The 20,399-nt window shown below is 61.4% G+C and carries 18 protein-coding genes; 6 read left to right on the top strand and 12 right to left on the bottom strand.

Annotated features, from left to right (window positions below):
• Positions 1-39: 39 nt before the first annotated feature.
• The 7 genes from cheB to HCU66_RS13755 all read right to left on the bottom strand — a co-directional run bounded on the left by cheB (position 40) and on the right by HCU66_RS13755 (position 8,384).
• Positions 40-1,050 (bottom strand): chemotaxis response regulator protein-glutamate methylesterase, encoded by a 1,011-nt coding sequence (gene cheB, locus HCU66_RS13785; protein WP_205889009.1) that lies wholly within the window; start codon positions 1,048-1,050, stop codon positions 40-42.
• Positions 1,047-3,332: a hybrid sensor histidine kinase/response regulator gene (locus HCU66_RS13780; RefSeq protein ID WP_205889008.1), complete on the bottom strand. Its 2,286-nt coding sequence runs from the start codon at positions 3,330-3,332 to the stop codon at positions 1,047-1,049. The genes cheB and HCU66_RS13780 overlap by 4 nt, the downstream gene beginning before the upstream one ends.
• Positions 3,329-4,012, bottom strand: a complete 684-nt coding sequence (locus HCU66_RS13775; RefSeq protein ID WP_205889007.1) for a chemotaxis protein CheW — start codon at positions 4,010-4,012, stop codon at positions 3,329-3,331. The genes HCU66_RS13780 and HCU66_RS13775 overlap by 4 nt, the downstream gene beginning before the upstream one ends.
• Positions 4,009-5,274 (bottom strand): CheR family methyltransferase, encoded by a 1,266-nt coding sequence (locus tag HCU66_RS13770; protein WP_205889006.1) that lies wholly within the window; start codon positions 5,272-5,274, stop codon positions 4,009-4,011. The genes HCU66_RS13775 and HCU66_RS13770 overlap by 4 nt, the downstream gene beginning before the upstream one ends.
• Entirely contained in the window at positions 5,271-5,807 is a 537-nt protein-coding gene (locus tag HCU66_RS13765) for a chemotaxis protein CheW (protein WP_205889005.1), read from the bottom strand. The genes HCU66_RS13770 and HCU66_RS13765 overlap by 4 nt, the downstream gene beginning before the upstream one ends.
• On the bottom strand, positions 5,807-7,429 hold the full coding sequence (locus HCU66_RS13760) for a methyl-accepting chemotaxis protein (RefSeq protein WP_205889004.1): 1,623 nt from the start codon (positions 7,427-7,429) through the stop codon (positions 5,807-5,809). Before HCU66_RS13760 ends, HCU66_RS13765 begins: the two co-directional genes overlap by 1 nt.
• Before the next feature lie 262 nt (positions 7,430-7,691).
• Positions 7,692-8,384, bottom strand: coding sequence for a tellurite resistance TerB family protein (locus tag HCU66_RS13755; protein ID WP_205889003.1), 693 nt, complete (start codon positions 8,382-8,384; stop codon positions 7,692-7,694).
• A 315-nt stretch (positions 8,385-8,699) separates the two neighbouring features.
• Between HCU66_RS13755 and ydcS the strand changes: the two genes are divergently transcribed.
• The 5 genes from ydcS to HCU66_RS13730 all read left to right on the top strand — a co-directional run bounded on the left by ydcS (position 8,700) and on the right by HCU66_RS13730 (position 14,374).
• Positions 8,700-9,851 (top strand): putative ABC transporter substrate-binding protein YdcS, encoded by a 1,152-nt coding sequence (ydcS, locus tag HCU66_RS13750; protein WP_205889002.1) that lies wholly within the window; start codon positions 8,700-8,702, stop codon positions 9,849-9,851.
• Between the two features lie 129 nt (positions 9,852-9,980).
• Positions 9,981-11,018, top strand: a complete 1,038-nt coding sequence (locus HCU66_RS13745) for an ABC transporter ATP-binding protein (RefSeq protein WP_205889001.1) — start codon at positions 9,981-9,983, stop codon at positions 11,016-11,018.
• A gap of 1 nt (position 11,019) precedes the next feature.
• Positions 11,020-11,967 (top strand): ABC transporter permease subunit, encoded by a 948-nt coding sequence (locus HCU66_RS13740; protein WP_205889000.1) that lies wholly within the window; start codon positions 11,020-11,022, stop codon positions 11,965-11,967.
• On the top strand, positions 11,957-12,781 hold the full coding sequence (locus HCU66_RS13735) for an ABC transporter permease (RefSeq protein WP_205888999.1): 825 nt from the start codon (positions 11,957-11,959) through the stop codon (positions 12,779-12,781). The genes HCU66_RS13740 and HCU66_RS13735 overlap by 11 nt, the downstream gene beginning before the upstream one ends.
• Positions 12,782-12,949: 168 nt before the next feature.
• On the top strand, positions 12,950-14,374 hold the full coding sequence (locus HCU66_RS13730; protein ID WP_205888998.1) for a gamma-aminobutyraldehyde dehydrogenase: 1,425 nt from the start codon (positions 12,950-12,952) through the stop codon (positions 14,372-14,374).
• 103 nt (positions 14,375-14,477) lie between these two features.
• Here the strand turns inward: HCU66_RS13730 and HCU66_RS13725 are convergent, their stop codons facing one another.
• Entirely contained in the window at positions 14,478-14,651 is a 174-nt protein-coding gene (locus HCU66_RS13725) for a hypothetical protein (protein WP_205888997.1), read from the bottom strand.
• A 139-nt stretch (positions 14,652-14,790) separates the two neighbouring features.
• Complete coding sequence (locus tag HCU66_RS13720; protein WP_205888996.1) at positions 14,791-14,976, bottom strand: hypothetical protein; 186 nt, start codon at positions 14,974-14,976, stop codon at positions 14,791-14,793.
• A gap of 410 nt (positions 14,977-15,386) precedes the next feature.
• Between HCU66_RS13720 and HCU66_RS13715 the strand changes: the two genes are divergently transcribed.
• Positions 15,387-17,012, top strand: a complete 1,626-nt coding sequence (locus tag HCU66_RS13715) for a glucan biosynthesis protein D (RefSeq protein ID WP_205888995.1) — start codon at positions 15,387-15,389, stop codon at positions 17,010-17,012.
• 86 nt (positions 17,013-17,098) lie between these two features.
• Here the strand turns inward: HCU66_RS13715 and HCU66_RS13710 are convergent, their stop codons facing one another.
• From HCU66_RS13710 to HCU66_RS13700, 3 genes are all read right to left on the bottom strand, one after another.
• The gene (locus HCU66_RS13710) at positions 17,099-17,389 is read right to left on the bottom strand and encodes a PTS sugar transporter subunit IIB (RefSeq protein ID WP_205888994.1); all 291 of its coding nucleotides are present in this window, start codon (positions 17,387-17,389) and stop codon (positions 17,099-17,101) included.
• Between the two features lie 2 nt (positions 17,390-17,391).
• Positions 17,392-19,926 (bottom strand): phosphoenolpyruvate--protein phosphotransferase, encoded by a 2,535-nt coding sequence (gene ptsP / locus HCU66_RS13705; protein ID WP_205888993.1) that lies wholly within the window; start codon positions 19,924-19,926, stop codon positions 17,392-17,394.
• A gap of 62 nt (positions 19,927-19,988) precedes the next feature.
• Positions 19,989-20,399 (bottom strand): carbohydrate porin (locus tag HCU66_RS13700; RefSeq protein ID WP_205888992.1); only part of this gene is annotated, 411 nt, incomplete at its 5' end.

The raw sequence follows: 20,399 nt of genomic DNA, 5'->3' as shown, positions 1-20,399 counted from the left end.
CCTGAGTACTGCTTGGGCCACGATTGCTGCTAATGATAGTCATTTTTGGAAAATCTCCAGCAATCGTGGCGCTATCTTGTCCAGTGGACGGATTTCCATGGCCGCGTCGATGGCGGCGGCCGCTTTGGGCATTCCGTATACGGCACTGCTGTTCTGGTCCTGAGCGATGGTCAGGTAGCCCTGTTGGCGCATGAGTTTAAGCCCCTGGGCGCCGTCACGCCCCATACCGGTTAGCAGAACGCCCACGGCGTCACCGCTCCAGTAACTGGCCACGCTCTCGAAAAACACATCGATCGAAGGCCGATAGACCTCGTTGACCGGTTCGGCGGTGTAGGCCAGCGTGCCGTTTTTCAGCAGGCGAATATGATGGTTGGTACCGGCCAGCAGGACCGTGCCGCTTTGCGGCGGTTCGCCTTCCTGGGCCAGGCGCACGTCCAGGCCGCTGGCGCTGGCGAGCCATTCGGCCATGCCGGCGGCGAATACCTGATCCACATGCTGGACCAGTACGATGGCTGCCGGAAAATCCCGTGGCAGGCCCTTGAGCAGCACTTCCAGCGCCGCCGGCCCGCCCGCGGATGAACCGATGGCCACCAGGTGCTGGCGCGAGGCCGAGTGGCGGTGCGGGCTCGGTGCCGATCGCTCTCGATTGCCCTTGTCGCCAATCAACCAACCGATGTTCATGATCTTGCGCAGCAGCGGAGCGGCGGCTTCCTGAGGATTGCCGGCACCCAGCGCGGGCGTATCGACCACATCCAGTGCACCGTGGCCCATGGCTTCGAACACCCGGTGCACGTTCTGCTGGCGGTCGACGGTGACGATGACGATCGCGCACGGCGTTTCGGCCATGATCCGCCGGGTCGCCTCCACGCCGTCCATCAACGGCATGATCAAATCCATCAGGATCAGGTCCGGGGTGTATTCGGCGCAACGTTGCACCGCCTCGACCCCGTTGCCGGCGACCCAGACCACCTCGTGCGCCGGTTCGAACGCCAGAGCGCGGCGCAAGGCCTCTATCGCCATGGGCATGTCGTTGACGATGGCGATTTTCATGTCCGCGCCCCTCCAATGAGCTCAACGACTGCATCCAGCAAGGCGTCATCATGAAAACTGGCCTTGGCCAGATAATAGTCGGCGCCGGCGTCCAGTCCACGGCGACGGTCTTCTTCGCGGTCCTTGTAGGACACCACCATCACTGGCAGCGATTGCAGGCGATTGTCGCGACGCAATAAAGACACCAGCTCGATGCCGTCCATGCGCGGCATGTCGATGTCGGTGATCAGCAGATCGAAATCCTCCGAACGCAGGGCATTCCAGCCATCCATACCGTCCACCGCCACGGCGACGTCATAGCCGCGATTGAGCAGCAGCTTGCGCTGCAACTCACGCACGGTCAGCGAGTCGTCCACCACCAGAATCCGTTTGCGCGCTGCTTCGACAGCCTGGTTGGCGTGTCGGGCAATGCGCTCCAGACGCCCGGTATTGAGCAGTTTGTCCACCGACCGCAGCATGTCTTCGACGTCGACGATCAGCACTACCGAACCGTCATCGAGCAAGGCTCCGGCGGAAATGTCCTGCACCTTGCCCAGGCGCTCGTCCAGCGGCAGCACCACCAGCGTTCGCTCGCCGATAAACCGCTCGACCGCCACCCCGTAGATCGCCTCGCGCTCGCGGATCACCACGACTTTGAGGGTCTGCGCGCTGTTCTGGCTCGCCGGGCGATGCAATAGCTGGCTGGCGGCGACCAGCCCGACATGCCGGCCTTCGTGCCAGAAGTGTTGCCGGCCTTCGACCTGAACGATGTCCTCCGGCGCCAGGTCGCACATGCGCTCGATGTGCGCCAGCGGGAAGGCATACGCCTCGTCACCAACCTCCACCACCAGGCTGCGCACCACCGACAATGTCAGCGGCACTTCGAGATGGAAACGACTGCCCTCGCCCGCCGTTTGCTCCAGCGCCACGGCACCACGCAACTGACGGACCATGTGCTGAACCGCATCCAGCCCCACGCCACGCCCGGACACTTCAGTGACCGTGTCACGCAGACTGAAGCCCGGCAGGAACAGGAACGTCAGCAGCTCCTCTTCGCTCAACTGGGCGGCGGTTTCGACTGGGGATAACTGCCGCTCGACGATGTTATGGCGCAGCTTTTCCAGGTCGACGCCGTTGCCGTCATCGCTCAGTTCCAGCACCAGCAGACCGGCCTGATGGGACGCTCGCAAACGGATCAGGCCTTCCTCAGGCTTGCCCGCCAACCTCCGTTGTTCCGGGGTTTCGATGCCGTGATCCACCGCATTGCGCAGCAGGTGCGTCAGCGGCGCTTCGAGCTTTTCCAGTACGTCGCGGTCGACTTGAGTCGTTTCGCCCTCGATCTCCAGCCGCACCTGTTTGCCCAGGTTGCGGCCAAGGTCTCGGACCATGCGCACTTGCCCGCTCAGCACATCGGCGAACGGCCGCATGCGACAGGCCAGCGCCGTGTCGTACAGCACCTGCGCACGCTGGCTGGCGTGCCAGGCGAACTCGTCCAGTTCGGCGTTTTTTTCCACCAGCAATTGCTGGGACTCGGCCAACAATCGGCGGGCATCGCCCAAGGCTTCCCGGGCTTCGAGGCTCAAGGGATGGTCCTTGAGGTGGACGTTGAGATTTTCCAGCGCCCGCAGGCCATTGCTCTGCATGCGTTTGAGGCGCTGCATGGTGGCTAGGTGCGGCTTGAGCCGCTGGGTTTCCACCAGTGATTTACTCGACAAGTCGAGCAGGCTGTTCAAGCGCTCGGCCGTGACGCGCAATACGCGCTCGCCACTTTCGGTGGTGCGTTTGGTTTTGGGCTCTGGCTCGGCGGGCTCTGCCTGGGGAGCTTCGGTGGCGACCGGCACGGGCGGCTCGACCTTGGGCGTTAGCGGTTCGAGCTGAAGCTCTGCCATCGGCGGCGCCATGGGGGCTGCTGCCATGTGTTCAAGCAGCCGTCCCATCAAGACGACGTAAGCGTCAATATCTGCAGGCGGCGGAGCGTTGTCCGGCGTCGCAATCCGCGTCAGCAGATCGGTGCCTTGCAACAGCGCATCAATGTGTTCGGGCCGCAGGTACAGGCGCCCTTCCTGGGCGCTGACCAGGTAATCTTCCATCACATGGGCGACCCTGACCCCGGCATCGACCCCGACAATCCGCGCCGCGCCCTTGAGCGAGTGAGCCGCGCGCATGCACGACTCAAGGTAATCGGCCTGGGTCGGATCGCGCTCGAGCGCCAGCAGGCCGGCGCTCAGCACCAGAGTCTGGGCCTCGGCTTCCAGGCTGAACAGTTCCAGCAAGGAGGCATCACGCATTTGCTCGGGGGTCATGTGAGGCTCCGGGTCACGGCGGACAACAGCTGTTCTTCATCCAGCCAACGCAGGCTGCGACCGTTGAATTGCAAGACGCCACGGGTGTATTTGGCGCTGGTCTGGGTGCCGGACTGGGACGCGGCATCGAGAATGCGCTGATCGATGGCGTGAATCCCGTCCACTTCGTCCACCGGCACCACCACCGGCCCACCATGGGCGGCGATGATCAGCATCCGCGGCATCACTCGCGCGCCGGACGCCACGCCACCGGTGCCGTCGAGCCCCAACAGCTCCACCAGCGACAGGCACGCCACCAAGGCACCGCGCACATTCGCCACGCCGAGCAACGCCCGGGAGCGCTGGTGCGGCAAGGAGTGAATCGCTTGCAGCGGCGCCACTTCGACCAGGCTGCGGGTGGCCAGGCCCAGCCATTCTTCGCCGAGGCGAAACATCAGCAGCGAGCGGGTTTTCACCTCGCTCTCGCCCCCCGTGGACACGTGCTCGCGATCTTCCTGTTGCAAGGCGTAGCGGTCGAGCAAGCGGGTGGCGGCGGCCGAATACACCGCGCAATTGCGACAATGAATGTGTTCGCTCAGCAGTGGACAGGACTGGTCGCCGTGGATGCCGATACGGTTCCAGCAGTCGTCGATGGCCTGGGCATCTTCATGGGTAACGCTCAAGGTGTCAGAGGCGTTCATCGTTTACGCTCACTGTCTGCGGCGCGCTCGCTGCGGGCGGCGCGGGCCTGCAATCGTCTGGCGCCCGCCGTGTCGCCCTGGGACTGCAGCAAGGCGGCCAGGTGCATCAACGCGTCGGGGTGTTGCGGTTCGAGGTACAACGCCTTGCGATAAAAACCCTGGGCCTCCAGTGCGCTGCCGGCGACATCGCTGAGCAGCCCCAGCCAATAGAACACCTGGGCCACTGGCTCGTGACTGCGCAAATAGCTTTCGCACGCGGCGCGGGCCTCGGCACTTTTGCCTTCGTTGGCCAGCGCGGCGATGTTCGCCAGCAGCGTGGCGGCGTCCGAAGGGGTAGCTTTGGGAGTTTGAGACATCGGCACGACTGTCGCGAAAGGCCGACTGCGCACCGGCGGCGGAGTCACGCTGCGCACCGGCTGCTGTACCGGCAACGGCATCGGCGCGAAGGACGCCAGCGGCTCGGGCGCACTTTGACGACTGAAGGCAAACGACTGCGCGATACCAATCGAACGCATGCCGAAACGGCCCAGCAGACTGCCCTCCGCCGGGCCGATAAACAGCACGCCGTCGACGTGGGTCAGACGCTTGAGCACTTCGAACACTTGCTGCTGGGTCGGCTGGTCGAAATAGATCAGCAGGTTGCGACAGAACACGAAGTCATAGGGCGGTTCGTTGACCAGTAATGCCGGATCCAGCAGATTGCCGACCTGCAAACGCACCTGCTCAAGCACGCGCCCGCTGAGGCGATAGTTGTCGTTTTCCGTTGTGAAATGCCGATCGCGAAACTCGATGTCCTGGCCGCGAAACGAATTCCTGCCATACAGCGCGAGCCTGGCCTTTTCCACCGACAGCGGGCTGACATCCATGCCGTCGACCTTGAACTGGTGCGGCGCCAGCCCGGCATCGAGCAGGGCCATGGCGATGGAGTACGGTTCTTCGCCGGTGGAACACGGCAAACTGAGGATCCGCAGGGCGCGCATGTTATTGATCGCCGCCAGCCGCTTGGCCGCCAGCTTCGCCAGCGTGACGAAGGATTCCGGGTACCGGAAAAACCAGGTTTCGGGGACGATGACCGCTTCGATCAGCGCCTGTTGTTCGTCGCGTGAGCCCAGCAAGGTGTGCCAGTAGTCATCGGCCGTCAGCGCCCGAGCCGCCGTGATGCGCTGGCGCACCGCGCGTTCGATGATCGCCGGGCCGACCGAGCCCACATCCAGGCCGATACGTTCCTTGAGGAAATCGAAAAACCGCTGATCGTTGCTCATCCCTGCTCCTCAAACTGCGCCAGGTCCAGCGGCGGCGAGGGAAATAACAAGGCGCGAACCTGTGCGTCCAGCAAATCGGCAACCCGTACCCATTGCAGCAAACCCTGGGCATCTTCGCGCACCGGGCCGAGGTACGGCGCCTGGCGATTGTCCAGGCCATAAGGCTGAAAGTCCGCCGGATTGCAACGCAACGTGTCGGTGGCCTGCTCCAGAATCAACCCGAGCAATTGCGCAGGCGTCGCCGCATCCGGCCGATAGTGCACCAGCGCCAGCCGCGTGCTGGTGCGCACCTGGGCCGGTTGACCGAACGTCAGGGCACTGAGGTCGATCACCGGCACCACCGCGCCACGCCAGCCGAACACACCCGCCACCCAGTCCGGCGCACGGGGAATGGGTTTCAACGGCAGAAGTGGCAGCATTTCGGCCACCTCGATGGCCTGCAAGGCGTAGCGCTCGTTGCCGATGCGGAACACCAGAAACAACGACTGCTTCGCCAGCATCGCCGCGCCGCGCTTGGCTGTAAGTTCGCTCATCAGACTTTGAATCGCGAAACACCGCCACGCAGCCCCACGGCCACCTGGCTCAGTTCGTCGATGGCGAAACTGGCCTGGCGCAGGGACTCGACCGTCTGGCTGCTGGCATCGCCCAACTGCACCAGCGCATGGTTGATCTGCTCGGCGCCGGTGGCCTGGGCCTGCATGCCTTCGTTGACCATCAACACCCGCGGCGCCAGCGCCTGAACCTGATGAATGATCTGCGACAACTGCTCGCCCACCTGCTGCACCTCGGACATGCCGCGGCGCACTTCCTCGGAGAACTTGTCCATGCCCATGACCCCCGCCGACACCGCCGACTGGATCTCGCGCACCATCTGCTCGATGTCGTAGGTGGCCACGGCGGTCTGGTCCGCCAGACGCCGCACTTCGGTGGCGACCACGGCAAATCCGCGACCATATTCGCCGGCCTTTTCGGCTTCGATGGCGGCGTTCAGGGACAACAGGTTGGTCTGGTCGGCAACTTTGACGATGGTCACCACCACCTGATTGATGTTGCCGGCCTTCTCGTTGAGGATCGCCAGTTTGGCGTTGACCAGATCCGCCGCGCCCATCACCGAGTGCATGGTGTCTTCCATGCGCGCCAGGCCTTGTTGACCGGAACCGGCCAGCACTGATGCCTGATCGGCGGCGGTGGAGACTTCGGTCATGGTGCGCACCAGGTCTCGCGAGGTGGCGGCAATTTCCCGCGAGGTGGCGCCGATTTCGGTGGTGGTGGCCGCGGTTTCGGTGGCGGTGGCCTGTTGCTGCTTGGAGGTCGCGGCGATTTCCGTGACCGACGTGGTGACCTGCACCGAGGAGCGCTGGGCCTGGGACACCAGCGAGGTGAGTTCGGTCATCATGTCGTTGAAGCCGGTTTCCACCGCGCCGAACTCGTCCTTGCGATCCAGATTCAGGCGACTGCTGAGATCGCCGGTGCGCATGACTTCGAGGATATCCACGATGCGATTCATCGGCGCCATGATCGCGCGCATCAACAGCAGACCGCAGAGGCCGGCGACGATGATTGCCACCAGCAAAGAGACACCCATGCTGATTTTGGCGGCCGTCACCGCGTCACCGATGGCCAGCGTGGCTTTTTCAGCCACATCATGATTACGCTCGATGAGGCTATTCAACTGCTTGCGCCCGTTGACCCAGGCGGGTGTGAGCTTTTGCTCCAGAGCAAGACGCGCTTGCTCGTATTCCTTGCGCTGGTAGAGATCGAGGACGTTCGTCAGTTCTTGATTGAAGGTCTGATGACGCGCTTCGAACTCGTCGAAGATGGCCTGATCGTCCGCCAGGAAAATGGTCTTGCGGTATTGGGTCATTTGCTCGTTCAAGCGTTCTTCGAAGCTCTTGTACATGACCTGGTCGGCGGCAGTCAGTGGGCGATTTCCCGAAAGACCGACAATCTGCTGGGTCAGGTTATAACTGTCGACCCAGGCGCCACGCATCATCGAACTGAAATACACCCCGGGAACCGCATCGGTGCGGACCCTTTCTTCGCTGGCTTCGATCTTCATCAGCCGAGAAAAAGCCACCACGACCATCAACAGCATGATCGCGATAATTACCGCAAAGCTCGCCAAAATGCGTTGGCGCAACGTCCAGTTCTTCACAGTCAGTCCTCGGAGCGGGTCAAATTGCGGGGGAGTATAGCCGAGGGCTTGTGGGAGCGGGCTTGCTTGCGAAGAACGATAACGCGGTGTTCCTGAGGAACCCCCTGCCACAGTTCCTATGGATTGATTATTGGGTTATGCGGTGTGGCTGAAGACGCCTTCGCGGGCAAGCCTCGCTCCTACGGGTCAGCGTTGAACAACAATGGTGTGTTCGACAATTCACTGTAGGAGCAAGGCTTGCCCGCGAAAGCGATCTAAAGACCTACACCGAAGCCTGCCGCACCTGTTTCTCCAACTCCACCGTCAACCCCGGCTCCAGTTTCAACTGTCTTGCCAGCTCATCGAGATAGGACTTCTCCATGAAATTCTCCTCATCCACCAGCATCACACTGGCGATGTACATTTCAGCCGCCATTTCCGGCGTGCTGGCGGCGCGGGCGACGTCGGTCGGGTCCAGGGGTTTGTTGAGTTCGGCGTGCAGCCAGTGCTGCAGTTCCTGATCGTTGTCGAGTTTGCTGAACTCGCCTTCGATCAATTGGCGCTCGCGCTCATCGACATGACCATCGGCCTTGGCGGCAGCCACCAGCGCCTTGAGTATCGCCTGGCTGTGTTGCTCGACCTGGGCCGCTGGCAAGCGATCGAGGGTTTGCGGTTCCGTCTTCGGTGCTGTGCCCTGCTGAGCCTGCCAGTTGCCATAGGCCTTGTAGGCAATAACACCCAATGCCGCGAGGCCGCCGTAGATTGCGACCTTGCCGCCGACGTTGCGCGCCTTCTTGCTGCCCAGCAGCAGGCCCATGGCGCCAGCCGCCAGCGCACCGCCGCCCGCCCCCGATATCAGGCTGCCGAGGCCGCCTGAACTGCCGCTGGCCCCTTTGTTCGGGACGCCACCGGCCTTGTTCTGCAACAGATCCTGACCGGATTTGAGTAACTGATCGAGCAATCCACGGGTGTTCATTTTGCTGCCTCCACGAATTCGGGTTAACCGGATCATTAACGCCACCAGCCTGGATCGAAAGTGCCCCTCGCGTCTTCGCGAGAGTGCTTCCAGATGTTGCTCATTTTGCGCAAACACATCCACACGATCTATTTCATCGAATGCCGCCTTGAAGATTTGTCGACTGCGAAACCGGGCACTAGGCTGGATAAATCCACAATACAGCCAAGCCCCAGTCAACCTCCCACAAAGCGCACTACGCTAATAACAAGCCACTTACGGCGCATCACCCCGTTCAACGCTGTCCCGACCCTAATTAAAGAAGAGGGAAACCCCATGTTCGAACACAAGACCGCACTGCTCAGTGCAATCACCACAGCACTGCTGGCCAGCGCCAGCCTGCAGGCCGCCGAGCCGCTGAAAGCCGTCGGCGCCGGCGAAGGTCAGCTGGATATCGTCGCCTGGCCCGGCTACATCGAACGGGGCGAAACCGATAAGGCCTACGACTGGGTCAGCGGTTTCGAGAAGGAAACCGGCTGCAAGGTCAACGTCAAGACGGCCGGCACCTCCGATGAAATGGTCAGCCTGATGGCCAAGGGCGGTTACGACCTGGTAACGGCGTCCGGCGATGCCTCCCTGCGCCTGATCGCCGGCAAACGGGTACAGCCGATCAACACCGCACTGATCCCCAACTGGAAGAATCTCGACCCGCGCCTGAAGGATGCGCCGTGGTACGTGGTCGACAAGCAGACCTACGGCACCCCGTACCAATGGGGGCCGAACGTGCTCATGTACAACACCAACGTGTTCAAACAGCCGCCAACCAGTTGGGGCGTGATACTCGAAGAGCAGAAGCTGCCCGATGGCAAATCCAACAAGGGCCGCGTGCAGGCGTATGACGGCCCGATCTACATCGCGGACGCGGCGCTGTACCTGAAAACCGTCAAGCCGGAACTGGGCATCAAGGACCCTTACCTGCTCGACGAAAAACAGTACAAGGCCGTGCTCGATCTGCTGCGCGGTCAACAAAAATTGATCCACCGCTACTGGCACGACACCACCGTGCAGATGAGTGACTTCAAGAACGAAGGCGTGGTGGCTTCCAGTTCCTGGCCGTATCAAGTCAACGGCCTGATGAACGAAAAACAGCCCGTCGCCTCAACCATCCCCAAAGAAGGCGCCACCGGGTGGGCCGACACCACCATGTTGCACGCCGAAGCCAAGCACCCGAACTGTGCTTACAAGTGGATGGACTGGTCGCTGACGCCGAAAGTCCAGGGCGATGTGTCCGCCTGGTTCGGCTCGCTGCCGGCGGTCCCGGCGGCGTGCAAGGCAAGTGAATTGCTGGGGGCCGAGGGTTGCAAGACCAACGGCTTCGAACAGTTCGACAAGATCGCCTTCTGGAAAACCCCGCAGGCTGAGGGGGGCAAGTTTGTGCCTTATAGCCGTTGGACCCAGGATTACATCGCGATTATGGGGGGCCGCTAATGCAGAGGTGACGCAGAGCGTCACGGGCTGCATTCCCACGCGGAGCGTGGGAACGATCATCACTGAAGATTTCAGAAGTCCAGGCAGGGGCCGCTGTGATGGCCCCCGCTTTTTTGGAGCACCACACCCATGACGCTTGCAGTCCAGTTCACCAACGTTTCCCGTCAGTTCGGCGAGGTGAAGGCCGTTGACCGGGTTTCCATCGACATCCAGGACGGCGAGTTCTTTTCCCTGCTGGGCCCTTCCGGCTCGGGCAAAACCACCTGCCTGCGCCTGATCGCCGGTTTCGAACAGCCGAGCACCGGCTCCATCCGCATTCATGGCTTGGAGGCCGCCGGGCTGCCGCCGTATCAGCGTGACGTGAACACCGTGTTCCAGGATTACGCGCTGTTCCCGCACATGAACGTACTCGACAACGTCGCCTACGGTTTGAAAGTCAAAGGCGTCGGCAAGAGCGAACGGCACAAACGCGCCGAAGAAGCCCTCGACATGGTCGCCCTCAACGGCTACGGCGAGCGCAAGCCGGTGCAACTCTCGGGCGGCCAACGCCAGCGCGTGGCCCTGGCCCGCGCGTTGGTCAACCGTCCTCGCGTGTTGTTGCTTGACGAACCGCTTGGGGCACTGGACCTGAAACTGCGCGAACAAATGCAAGGCGAGTTGAAGAAACTGCAACGCCAGCTCGGCATCACCTTCATTTTCGTCACTCACGACCAGACCGAAGCGTTGTCGATGTCCGACCGCGTGGCCGTGTTCAACAAGGGCCGCATCGAACAGGTCGACACGCCGCGCACCCTGTACATGAAACCGGCAACCACTTTCGTCGCCGAATTCGTCGGCACCTCCAACGTGATTCGCGGCGATCTGGCGCGGCAGTTGAGCGGCAATCCACAGCCGTTTTCGATCCGCCCCGAACACGTGCGTTTCGCCGAAGGCCCGCTGGCCAGCCATGAAATCGAAGTCACCGGCCTGCTGCACGACATCCAGTACCAGGGCAGCGCCACGCGCTATGAACTGAAACTGGAAAACGGCCAGACCCTGAACATCAGCCAGGCCAACGTCCAGTGGCTGGACGCCAGCGCGCAACACCAGACCGGGCAACGCATCAGCGCTCGTTGGGCGCGTGAAGCGATGATTGCGCTGCACGACAATATTGTGAATGGGATGTGAGGTGAACAGCGTGGCGAGTCCTCAAACTCCGATCAGCAGCTCGCCGGTGCGCCGGTTTTCCAACCTGCTGTACCGGCGGCCGAACCTGTACCTGTCACTGCTGCTGGTGCCGCCGTTGCTGTGGTTTGGCGCGATCTACCTCGGCTCGCTGTTGACTTTGCTGTGGCAAGGCTTCTACACCTTCGATGACTTCACCATGGCGGTCACCCCCGACCTGACCCTGGCGAACTTCGCAGCGCTGTTCCAGCCGTCGAACTTCGACATCATCCTGCGCACCCTGAGCATGGCCATCGTCGTGTCACTCGCCAGTGCCGTGGTGGCGTTCCCGATCGCCTACTACATGGCGCGCTACACCAGTGGCAACACCAAGGCGTTTTTCTATATCGCGGTGATGATGCCGATGTGGGCCAGTTACATCGTCAAGGCCTACGCCTGGACCTTGCTGCTGGCCAAGGGCGGCGTGGCCCAGTGGTTTGTTCAGTATCTGAATCTGGGGCCGGTGTTGCAATTCGTGCTCGGGATGCCGGGAGTGGGCGGCAGTACTTTGTCGACCTCGCACCTGGGGCGGTTCATGGTGTTCGTCTATATCTGGCTGCCGTTCATGATTCTGCCGATCCAGGCCTCGCTGGAACGCCTGCCGCCCTCTTTGCTGCAAGCCTCGGCAGACCTCGGCGCCAAGCCGCGTCAGACCTTCATGCAAGTGATTCTGCCGCTGTCGATTCCGGGGATCGCGGCCGGTTCGATCTTCACGTTTTCCCTGACTCTGGGCGACTTCATCGTGCCACAACTGGTGGGCCCGCCGGGTTACTTCATCGGCAGCATGGTCTACGCCCAGCAAGGGGCGATTGGCAACATGCCGATGGCGGCAGCCTTCACCCTGGTGCCGATCATATTGATCGCCATTTACCTGTCCATCGTCAAACGCCTGGGGGCCTTCGATGCGCTCTGACTCTTCCTCTCAAGACCGGGCATCCCTGGGCCTGCGCATCGCAGCCTGGGGTGGGTTGCTGTTCTTGCATTTCCCGATCCTGATCATCTTGCTCTACGCCTTCAACACTGAAGACGCGGCGTTCAGCTTTCCGCCCAAGGGCTTCACCCTGAAGTGGATCGGCGTGGCGTTCGCCCGGCCCGACGTACTGGAGGCGATCAAGCTGTCGCTGCAGATCGCCGCCATCGCCACGCTGATTGCGCTGATCCTCGGCACCCTCGCCTCGGCGGCGTTGTACCGGCGGGACTTTTTCGGCAAGCAAGGCATCTCGCTGATGTTGATTCTGCCGATTGCATTGCCGGGGATCATCACCGGGATTGCGCTGCTGGCGACCTTCAAGACCCTGGGGATCGAGCCGGGAGTGCTCACCATCGTCATCGGTCATGCGACTTTCTGTGTGGTGATCGTCTACAACAACGTCATCGCCCGGTTGCGCCGTACTTCCTACAGCTTGATCGAAGCCTCGATGGACCTCGGCGCTGACGGCTGGCAGACCTTCCGTTACATCGTTCTGCCGAACCTCGGCTCGGCGTTGCTGGCCGGCGGCATGCTGGCGTTTGCGCTGTCGTTCGATGAAATCATCGTCACCACCTTCACCGCCGGCCACGAACGCACCTTGCCGTTGTGGCTGCTCAACCAGCTCAGCCGCCCACGGGACGTGCCAGTGACCAACGTCGTGGCGATGCTGGTGATGATGGTGACCATGCTGCCGATTCTCGGCGCGTATTACCTGACCCGTGGTGGCGAGAGTGTGGCCGGTAGCGGCGGAAAATAACTGACAACCTATTTCCCAATGTGGAAACCGGATCCTGTAGGAACGGGTTTGCCCGCGAATAGGCCATCACATCAACATTGATGTTGGCTGACACACCGTTTTCGCGGGCAAGCCCGCTCCTACAGGATTCGATTCCGACAGAAAACAACAACTTCGGAGGACAAAACCATGCAAACCAAACTCTTGATCAATGGCCAACTCGTCAACGGTGAAGGCCCTCCCCAAGCCGTGTTCAACCCGGCCCTCGGTCGTGTGCTGGTAGAAATCAACGAAGCCAGCGAAGCCCAAGTCGACGCTGCCGTGCGGGCCGCCGACAGTGCCTTCGAAGCCTGGTCGCAAACCACGCCGAAAGAACGCTCGCTGCTGCTGCTCAAACTTGCCGACATCATCGAAGCCCATGGCCAAGAGCTGGCCAAACTGGAGTCGGACAACTGTGGCAAACCCTACAACGCCGCGCTGAACGACGAGATCCCGGCAATTGCCGACGTGTTCCGTTTCTTCGCCGGCGCCAGCCGTTGCCTGAGCGGTGCGTTGGGCGGTGAATACTTGCCCGGCCATACCTCGATGATCCGCCGCGACCCGGTGGGCGTGATTGCCTCCATCGCGCCGTGGAACTACCCGCTGATGATGCTCGCCTGGAAAATCGCCCCGGCCCTGGCCGCCGGTAACACCGTGGTGCTCAAGCCATCGGAACAAACCCCGCTGACTGCCTTGCGCCTGGCAGAACTGGCGTCGGACATCTTCCCGGCGGGCGTGCTTAACCTGGTGTACGGCCGAGGTCCTACGGTCGGCACCCCACTGGTCACTCACCCGAAAGTGCGCATGGTGTCGCTGACCGGATCCATCGCTACCGGCTCGAACATCATTTCCAGCACCGCCGGCAACGTCAAACGCATGCACATGGAACTGGGCGGCAAGGCGCCGGTGATCATCTTCGACGACGCCGACATCGACGCCGCCGTGGAAGGCATTCGCACCTTCGGTTTCTACAACGCCGGCCAGGACTGCACCGCCGCCTGCCGCATCTACGCCCAGGCCGGCATCTACGACACCTTCGTCGAGAAGCTCGGCGCCGCGGTCAGCAGCCTCAAATACGGCTTGCAGGATGACCCATCGACGGAACTGGGCCCGTTGATCAGCGCGCAACATCGCGACCGCGTGACCGGGCTGGTCGAACGTGCCGTGGCGCAACCGCACATTCGTTTGATCACCGGCGGCAAGGCCGTGGAAGGCGATGGCTTCTTCTTTGAACCGACGGTGCTGGCCGACGCGCAACAGAACGACGAGATCGTACGCCGCGAAGTATTCGGGCCAGTGGTATCAGTCACCAAATTCACCGATGAAGCGCAGGCGCTGGCCTGGGCCAACGATTCAGACTACGGCCTGGCATCGTCGGTCTGGACCGCCGACGTCGGCCGCGCCCACCGCCTGTCTGCACGTCTGCAGTACGGCTGCACCTGGGTGAACACCCACTTCATGCTGGTCAGCGAAATGCCGCATGGCGGTCAGAAACTGTCCGGGTATGGGAAGGACATGTCCATGTATGGGCTGGAGGATTACACGGTTGTGCGGCATGTGATGTTCAAGCATTAAAAATGCTTCGCGAGTAAGCCTCGCTCCGAAATCAACCCTGCCCACATCTCTTCTGTGGGCAGGGTTGATGGTGTTAGATCGACATTCATGTCGACCAACATCATCAGCCTTCACCTCGCAGCAATGCCATCAAATCGTCGGTACGCCATTTGATATCTGCTTTACCCCGTGCGGCATCGAACTGATCAGGAGCGCCGGTTCTGCCGACCTTGTCTTTTTTCTTACGAATTGGCTCGGGAATCGTGTCCTGGCCTTCATTGCTCTTGATTGTCGACATAATAATTTCCTGAACGTTGCTCGATGAAATAGCACATGGAACAGCGTGCAAAGCACAACCGCTGCTCATCATGAACGAGTTTCTATTTGCTGAAGAATTCGACCGCGGCACCGGCGTCACGGCCGAATCCCTTAACACCTCAAAACCGCGACACACTCCGCATCGCATCCACCAGATAGCGCATCGCAATCCGGTCGCTCTCCGACAACTCGCGATAGCGCTCCACCAACTTCAATTCCTCCGAACTGAGCCGACGCCTTCGCCGCCCTGTAGCCAGGCACGGGAAGATTCCTAACATCTGGGTGATGCCTTGTACTTTCGACATGGACGATGTCCTTCTATACGTCAGAGAAAACTTCAAAACCGCATCGCCCTATCACTTCCAGCGGCCACCTTGTGTTCGCTGAACCCACCGGCCTGAAGGGCCGAAACCGGTCATGCCCATAGAATAGAAATTAAATCGGTGCTGAAAAGCGGTTTTTAGAGTAATTAGTCGAAAAAAGCAGATATGCCCTATAAATCAGAAAGCACTGTGGGAAACGTAACCTGACATGTCTTGTTTCATTGCCGCGCTGTCGCGGTGCCATCAATCATTTTTGCTCTGCAACCGAACGGTTTAAGCTAATTGCCATCTCTTTAAAGTCCGTTGCGTTTGGCCAAGGCATGTCCGAACCGTTATTTCTGATCCAGCACGTGCCAGGAACGGCGCGGGATTGTTCACGACAGGTTGTACTTATGCACCGCAGAAATTTGCTCAAAGCCTCCATGGCCATCGCGGCTTACACCGGTCTCTCGGCCACCGGCCTGTTGGCCGCCAACGCTTGGGCCGGCAGCGGCGCTGCCGATGGCGACGCCCAGGCGTTCGACTTCGACGCGCTCAAGAGCCAGGCCAAACAGCTCGCCGGCAAGCCGTATCAGGACACCAAACAGGTGCTGCCGCCGACGCTGGCGACCATGACGCCGCAGAACTTCAACGCGATCCGCTACGACGGCAATCACTCGCTGTGGAAGGATCTGAAAGGTCAGCTGGACGTGCAGTTTTTCCACGTCGGCATGGGTTTCAAGCAGCCGGTGCGCATGTACAGCGTCGACCCCAAGACGCGACTGGCGCGCGAGGTACATTTCCGGCCTTCGCTGTTCAACTATGAAAAAACCACCGTCGACACTCAGCAGCTCAAGGGCGATCTGGGGTTCTCCGGGTTCAAGCTGTTCAAGGCCCCGGAGCTGGATAAGCACGATGTGTTGTCGTTCCTCGGCGCCAGTTATTTCCGTGCGGTCGATGCCACCGGTCAGTACGGTTTATCGGCCCGCGGCCTGGCGATCGACACCTACGCCAAGAAGCGCGAAGAATTCCCGGACTTCACCAAATTCTGGTTCGAGACACCGGCCAAGGACAGCACCCGTTTCGTGGTGTACGCCCTGCTCGATTCACCGAGCGCCACCGGGGCCTACCGTTTTGACATCGATTGCCAGGCCGAACGCGTGGTGATGGAGGTCGACGCCCACGTCAATGCCCGCACCGCCATCGAGCAACTGGGCATCGCACCGATGACCAGCATGTTCAGCTGCGGCACCCATGAACGGCGCATGTGCGACACCATTCACCCGCAACTCCACGACTCCGATCGCCTTGCCATGTGGCGCGGCAATGGCGAGTGGATCTGCCGCCCGCTGAACAACCCGGCCACCCTGCAATTCAATGCCTTCGCCGACACCGATCCGAAAGGCTTCGGCCTGGTGCAGACCGACCATGAATTCGCCAGTTATCAGGACACCGTCGACTGGTACAGCAAGCGCCCAAGCCTGTGGGTAGAACCTACGACCGCATGGGGCGAAGGCTCCATCGATTTGCTGGAAATTCCTACGACCGGCGAAACCCTGGATAACATCGTCGCGTTCTGGACGCCGAAAAAACCGGTCGCGGCCGGAGATTCCTTGAACTACGGCTACAAGCTGTACTGGAGCGCACTGCCACCAGTGAGCACACCGTTGGCACGGGTCAACGCGACCCGTTCGGGCATGGGCGGTTTCATCGAAGGCTGGGCGCCGGGCGAACATTACCCAGAAGTATGGGCACGCCGCTTTGCCGTGGACTTCACCGGTGGCGGTCTGGACCGCTTGCCCGAAGGCGCGGGGATCGAACCGGTGGTGACCTGCTCGAACGGCCAGGTGAAGGACTTCAATGTGCTGGTGCTCGATGACATCAAAGGCTACCGAATCACCTTCGACTGGTACCCGACCAATGACAGCGTGGCGCCGGTGGAGCTGCGGTTGTTCATTCGTACCAATGACCGCACGTTGAGCGAAACCTGGTTGTACCAGTATTTCCCGCCGGCGCCGGAGAAGCGCAAATACACCTGAGAGTTGGCTGGGGTCTGAAATGGCCCCGGCGCGACTCAACAGGGCGATGAGGCGGTCCGACAAGCCCCCTCATCACAAAGCTCCGGTTATGGCTGCAGACCGGTGATCAGGTGAACCACCCCACCCTCCAGCATCATGACTCCTGGTACCCCCGCCGCCGTCAACGCCTGGCGATCCATCCGCATCACATCCCGCAACTCCACCCGCATCCGGGTCAGCGCCACGGGCTGATGCGACTTGAGGTTATCCACACCGCCCAGTGCGGCCACAACATTCGCGGCCAAACCCGAAACAGGCTGAATCACCGCTTTCGGCTCATCCACCACCAGATCCGGGGTCAACGCTTTCCAGAACGCCCGCTGAATTTTCTCGAACATGTTCAGTTCTCCAGAACCAGTGAAGTATCGACCGTGGCCTCGTGGTGCAGGCGCAATGCCTCGCGCACCTGCTCGGCGTTTTCCAGCCCCAGTACTTGCTGGGCGATGGCCTGACAGTCCAGCAGGTCGACTTCGCGAACCGCCGCCTTGATCGCCGGAATCAGCGGCACGCTGACCGACAGCTCATCCACGCCGAGCCCCAGCAACAGCGGCACCGCCAGGTTTTCCGAAGCCAGGGCGCCACACACGCCAACCCATTTGCCATGGGCATGAGCGGCTTTCACGGTACCGGCGATCAAGCGCAGCACCGACGGATGAAAACTGTCGGCCTGACTCGCCAGCCTTGGGTGATCGCGGTCCATGGCCAGGGTGTATTGGGTCAGGTCGTTGGTGCCGATGGAGAAGAAATCCACCTCGGGCGCAAACAGATCCGCCATCAGCGCCGCGGCCGGCACTTCGATCATGATCCCCAGCTTCGGCAATTCCGTAAGCCCTGCTGCCAGCGCCTCTTCTTCAAGCAGCTGACGGGCCAGCCGCAACTCCGACAGCTGCGTGACCATCGGCAACATGATGTGCAAACGGGCCAGCCCGGCGCTGCTCAAAATCGCCTTGAACTGATCGCGCAACAGCTGCGGACGCTCCAGGCACAAACGAATTCCGCGCATGCCCAGGAACGGGTTGGTTTCGCGATCCATCGGCACGTAGGCCAACGGTTTGTCACCGCCGACATCCAGCGTGCGCACCACCAGATTGCGCGCCGGCCCCAGGGCGCGGGCAATGGCACTGTAGATGCGGGCCTGCTCGTCATGGCTCGGCGCGTGGTTGCGATCCAGATAAAGAAACTCCGAACGCAACAGACCGACGCCCTCGCCGCCCAGCGCCATGGCCTGTTCGGCTTCGGCCAGCGAAGCGATATTGGCGGTGATTTCTACGTGATGCCCATCGCGGGTACAGGCCGCCAGCCCTGCATTGGCCAGCTCGTACTGCTGGCGCTTCTTTTGTCGCTGACGGTTGGCTTGCAACTGCTCAATGACGGCCAGTTCTGGATCCAGCTGCAACTCGCCCTTGTCGGCATCGAGTAGAACCCGGGTGCCATTGGCCAGCGCCAGCACCTGAACCGGCAAACCGCAGATCGCCGGCAAACCGAAAGCTCGCGCAAGAATCGCCACATGGCTGGTGGCACCGCCGCCAACCGTGGCAAACCCCAGCACCTTGCGCGTGTCCAGGCCTGCCGTTTGCGAGGGGGTCAGTTGCTCGGCAATCAGAATTGCCCCTTCCGGCAACTCCAACGCATGATCCTCGACGCCGAGAATCAGCTTGAGCACCCGTTGACCCACGTCGGCCAGGTCCGCGGCCCGTTCGGCCAGCAAGGCATTACCCAGGCTTTTGAACAAGGCTGCGGTCGACTCGGTGGCCGCACGCCAGGCGAAAGCGGCGCTTTTGCCTGCATCGATCAACGCCAGGGACTGATCCAGCAGGCTGGGGTCTTCGAGCAGTTCCTGATGCGCCTTGAAGATATCTGCCTGGGCGTCACCCGTGGCCTGGTCACGCAACTGCTGCAGATCTAGAACCGCTGTAGCCAACGCCCGGGACAGGAGCTCGCGCTCAACTTGCACGCCCCGACCGGATTCAATGACTTCTAGGGTCTGCTGCGCAATCTGCACCACCTGACCAAACGCCGACCCCGCCGAGGCACAGACGCCACGTAACACCTTCAGCGATGAATCATCAGCCGCAACCGTCTCAACCTCCGCCGTCATCGTTACGGCTTCCCCACAACCGGTGGCCAGCAACTCGGCCAGGGTCTTGATCGCCACTTCGGCATCCGCACCCGCCGCGCTGACTTGCACGATGTCGCCGTGAGCGGTCTGCAAGGCCATGATCGCCACCAGGGATTTGGCGTTCGCGCTGTCCTGCTGTTTATGCAGGCAAATACTCGCCGAAAAGCCTTTCGCGGCTTGGGCAAACACCGCCGCAGGACGGGCATGCAAGCCGTTGACATTGGGCAGCGTCACCGGTCTGGAGAACAGCGCCTCGTCCTCCTCCAGCATTCGCTCATCGGCCACCCCTTCAGCTGAACTCAGACTCAACAGCGGCTGACCACTTTCCACGACGCCCGTTTCAGGCGTCAGCCAGGTGAACGGCTCACCGCTGACCACCAGCATCAAGGTCAACAAACTGCGGGCGTTCAAGGCAATGTAATCGGCATCGAACTCGATCAGCGCCTGCCCTACCTCAACCCGCTGACCTTCCTCCACCAACCGGGTGAAGCCCTTGCCGGCCAGGTTCACGGTGTCGAGACCGATGTGCATCAACACCTGCACGCCGTTATCGTCGGTGATGCTGACGGCATGCCCACTGGCCTGCACATTGCTGATCACTCCGGCCAGCGGCGCGCACAAGATGGGCGAAGTCGGATCGATGCACAGACCGTCGCCGATCACGCGACTGGAAAACACCTGATCGGGCACCTGGTCCAGCGGCATCAGCACGCCGGACAAGGGTGCCAGCAGTTGCAATTGTTGGGGTGTGGCCATGACGTCACCTGCTGTTTTGTTCTTTGAAGAGCCGATGGAGCGCGAGGCCCCGACAGCATCGCTTATTTCCACCAATACTCGACCTGCAATCCGACGTTCGAACCGTGTCGCGCCGTGCCGAAGGCGCCGGTGTCGGACAACGCCGAACCCGCCGCCAGTTCATTGGCCGCCCGTTTGGCCGCCTCGTTCCAGCTGGCATAGGTGTAATACAGACGCACCTCGGGGCGCGCCCAGAATTCCGGGCCCTTGGGCGACCAGGTCGGGGCGAAGGTGAACTTGCTCAGCTTGCGCGTCCCGCCCGTGGCTTCAACCTGATCGTGACCCAGCTCGGTCACCAGTTTGAACTGCTCGGTGATCGCATAGGCCGGGCGAATCCCGAGGGAAATCCAGTTCTGGTCGGAACCGTCCGGACGAATGTCTTTCTGGTAGACCGCTTCGACTTGCCCGCCGAAACGCGGCGTCACTTGCCAGTC

The sequence above is a fragment of the Pseudomonas frederiksbergensis genome (assembly GCF_017114915.1).
GTDB lineage: Bacteria > Pseudomonadota > Gammaproteobacteria > Pseudomonadales > Pseudomonadaceae > Aquipseudomonas > Aquipseudomonas frederiksbergensis_I.
The sequence above is the reverse complement of the archived record's forward strand: the minus strand, read 5'-3'. Positions and strand labels throughout refer to the sequence as shown.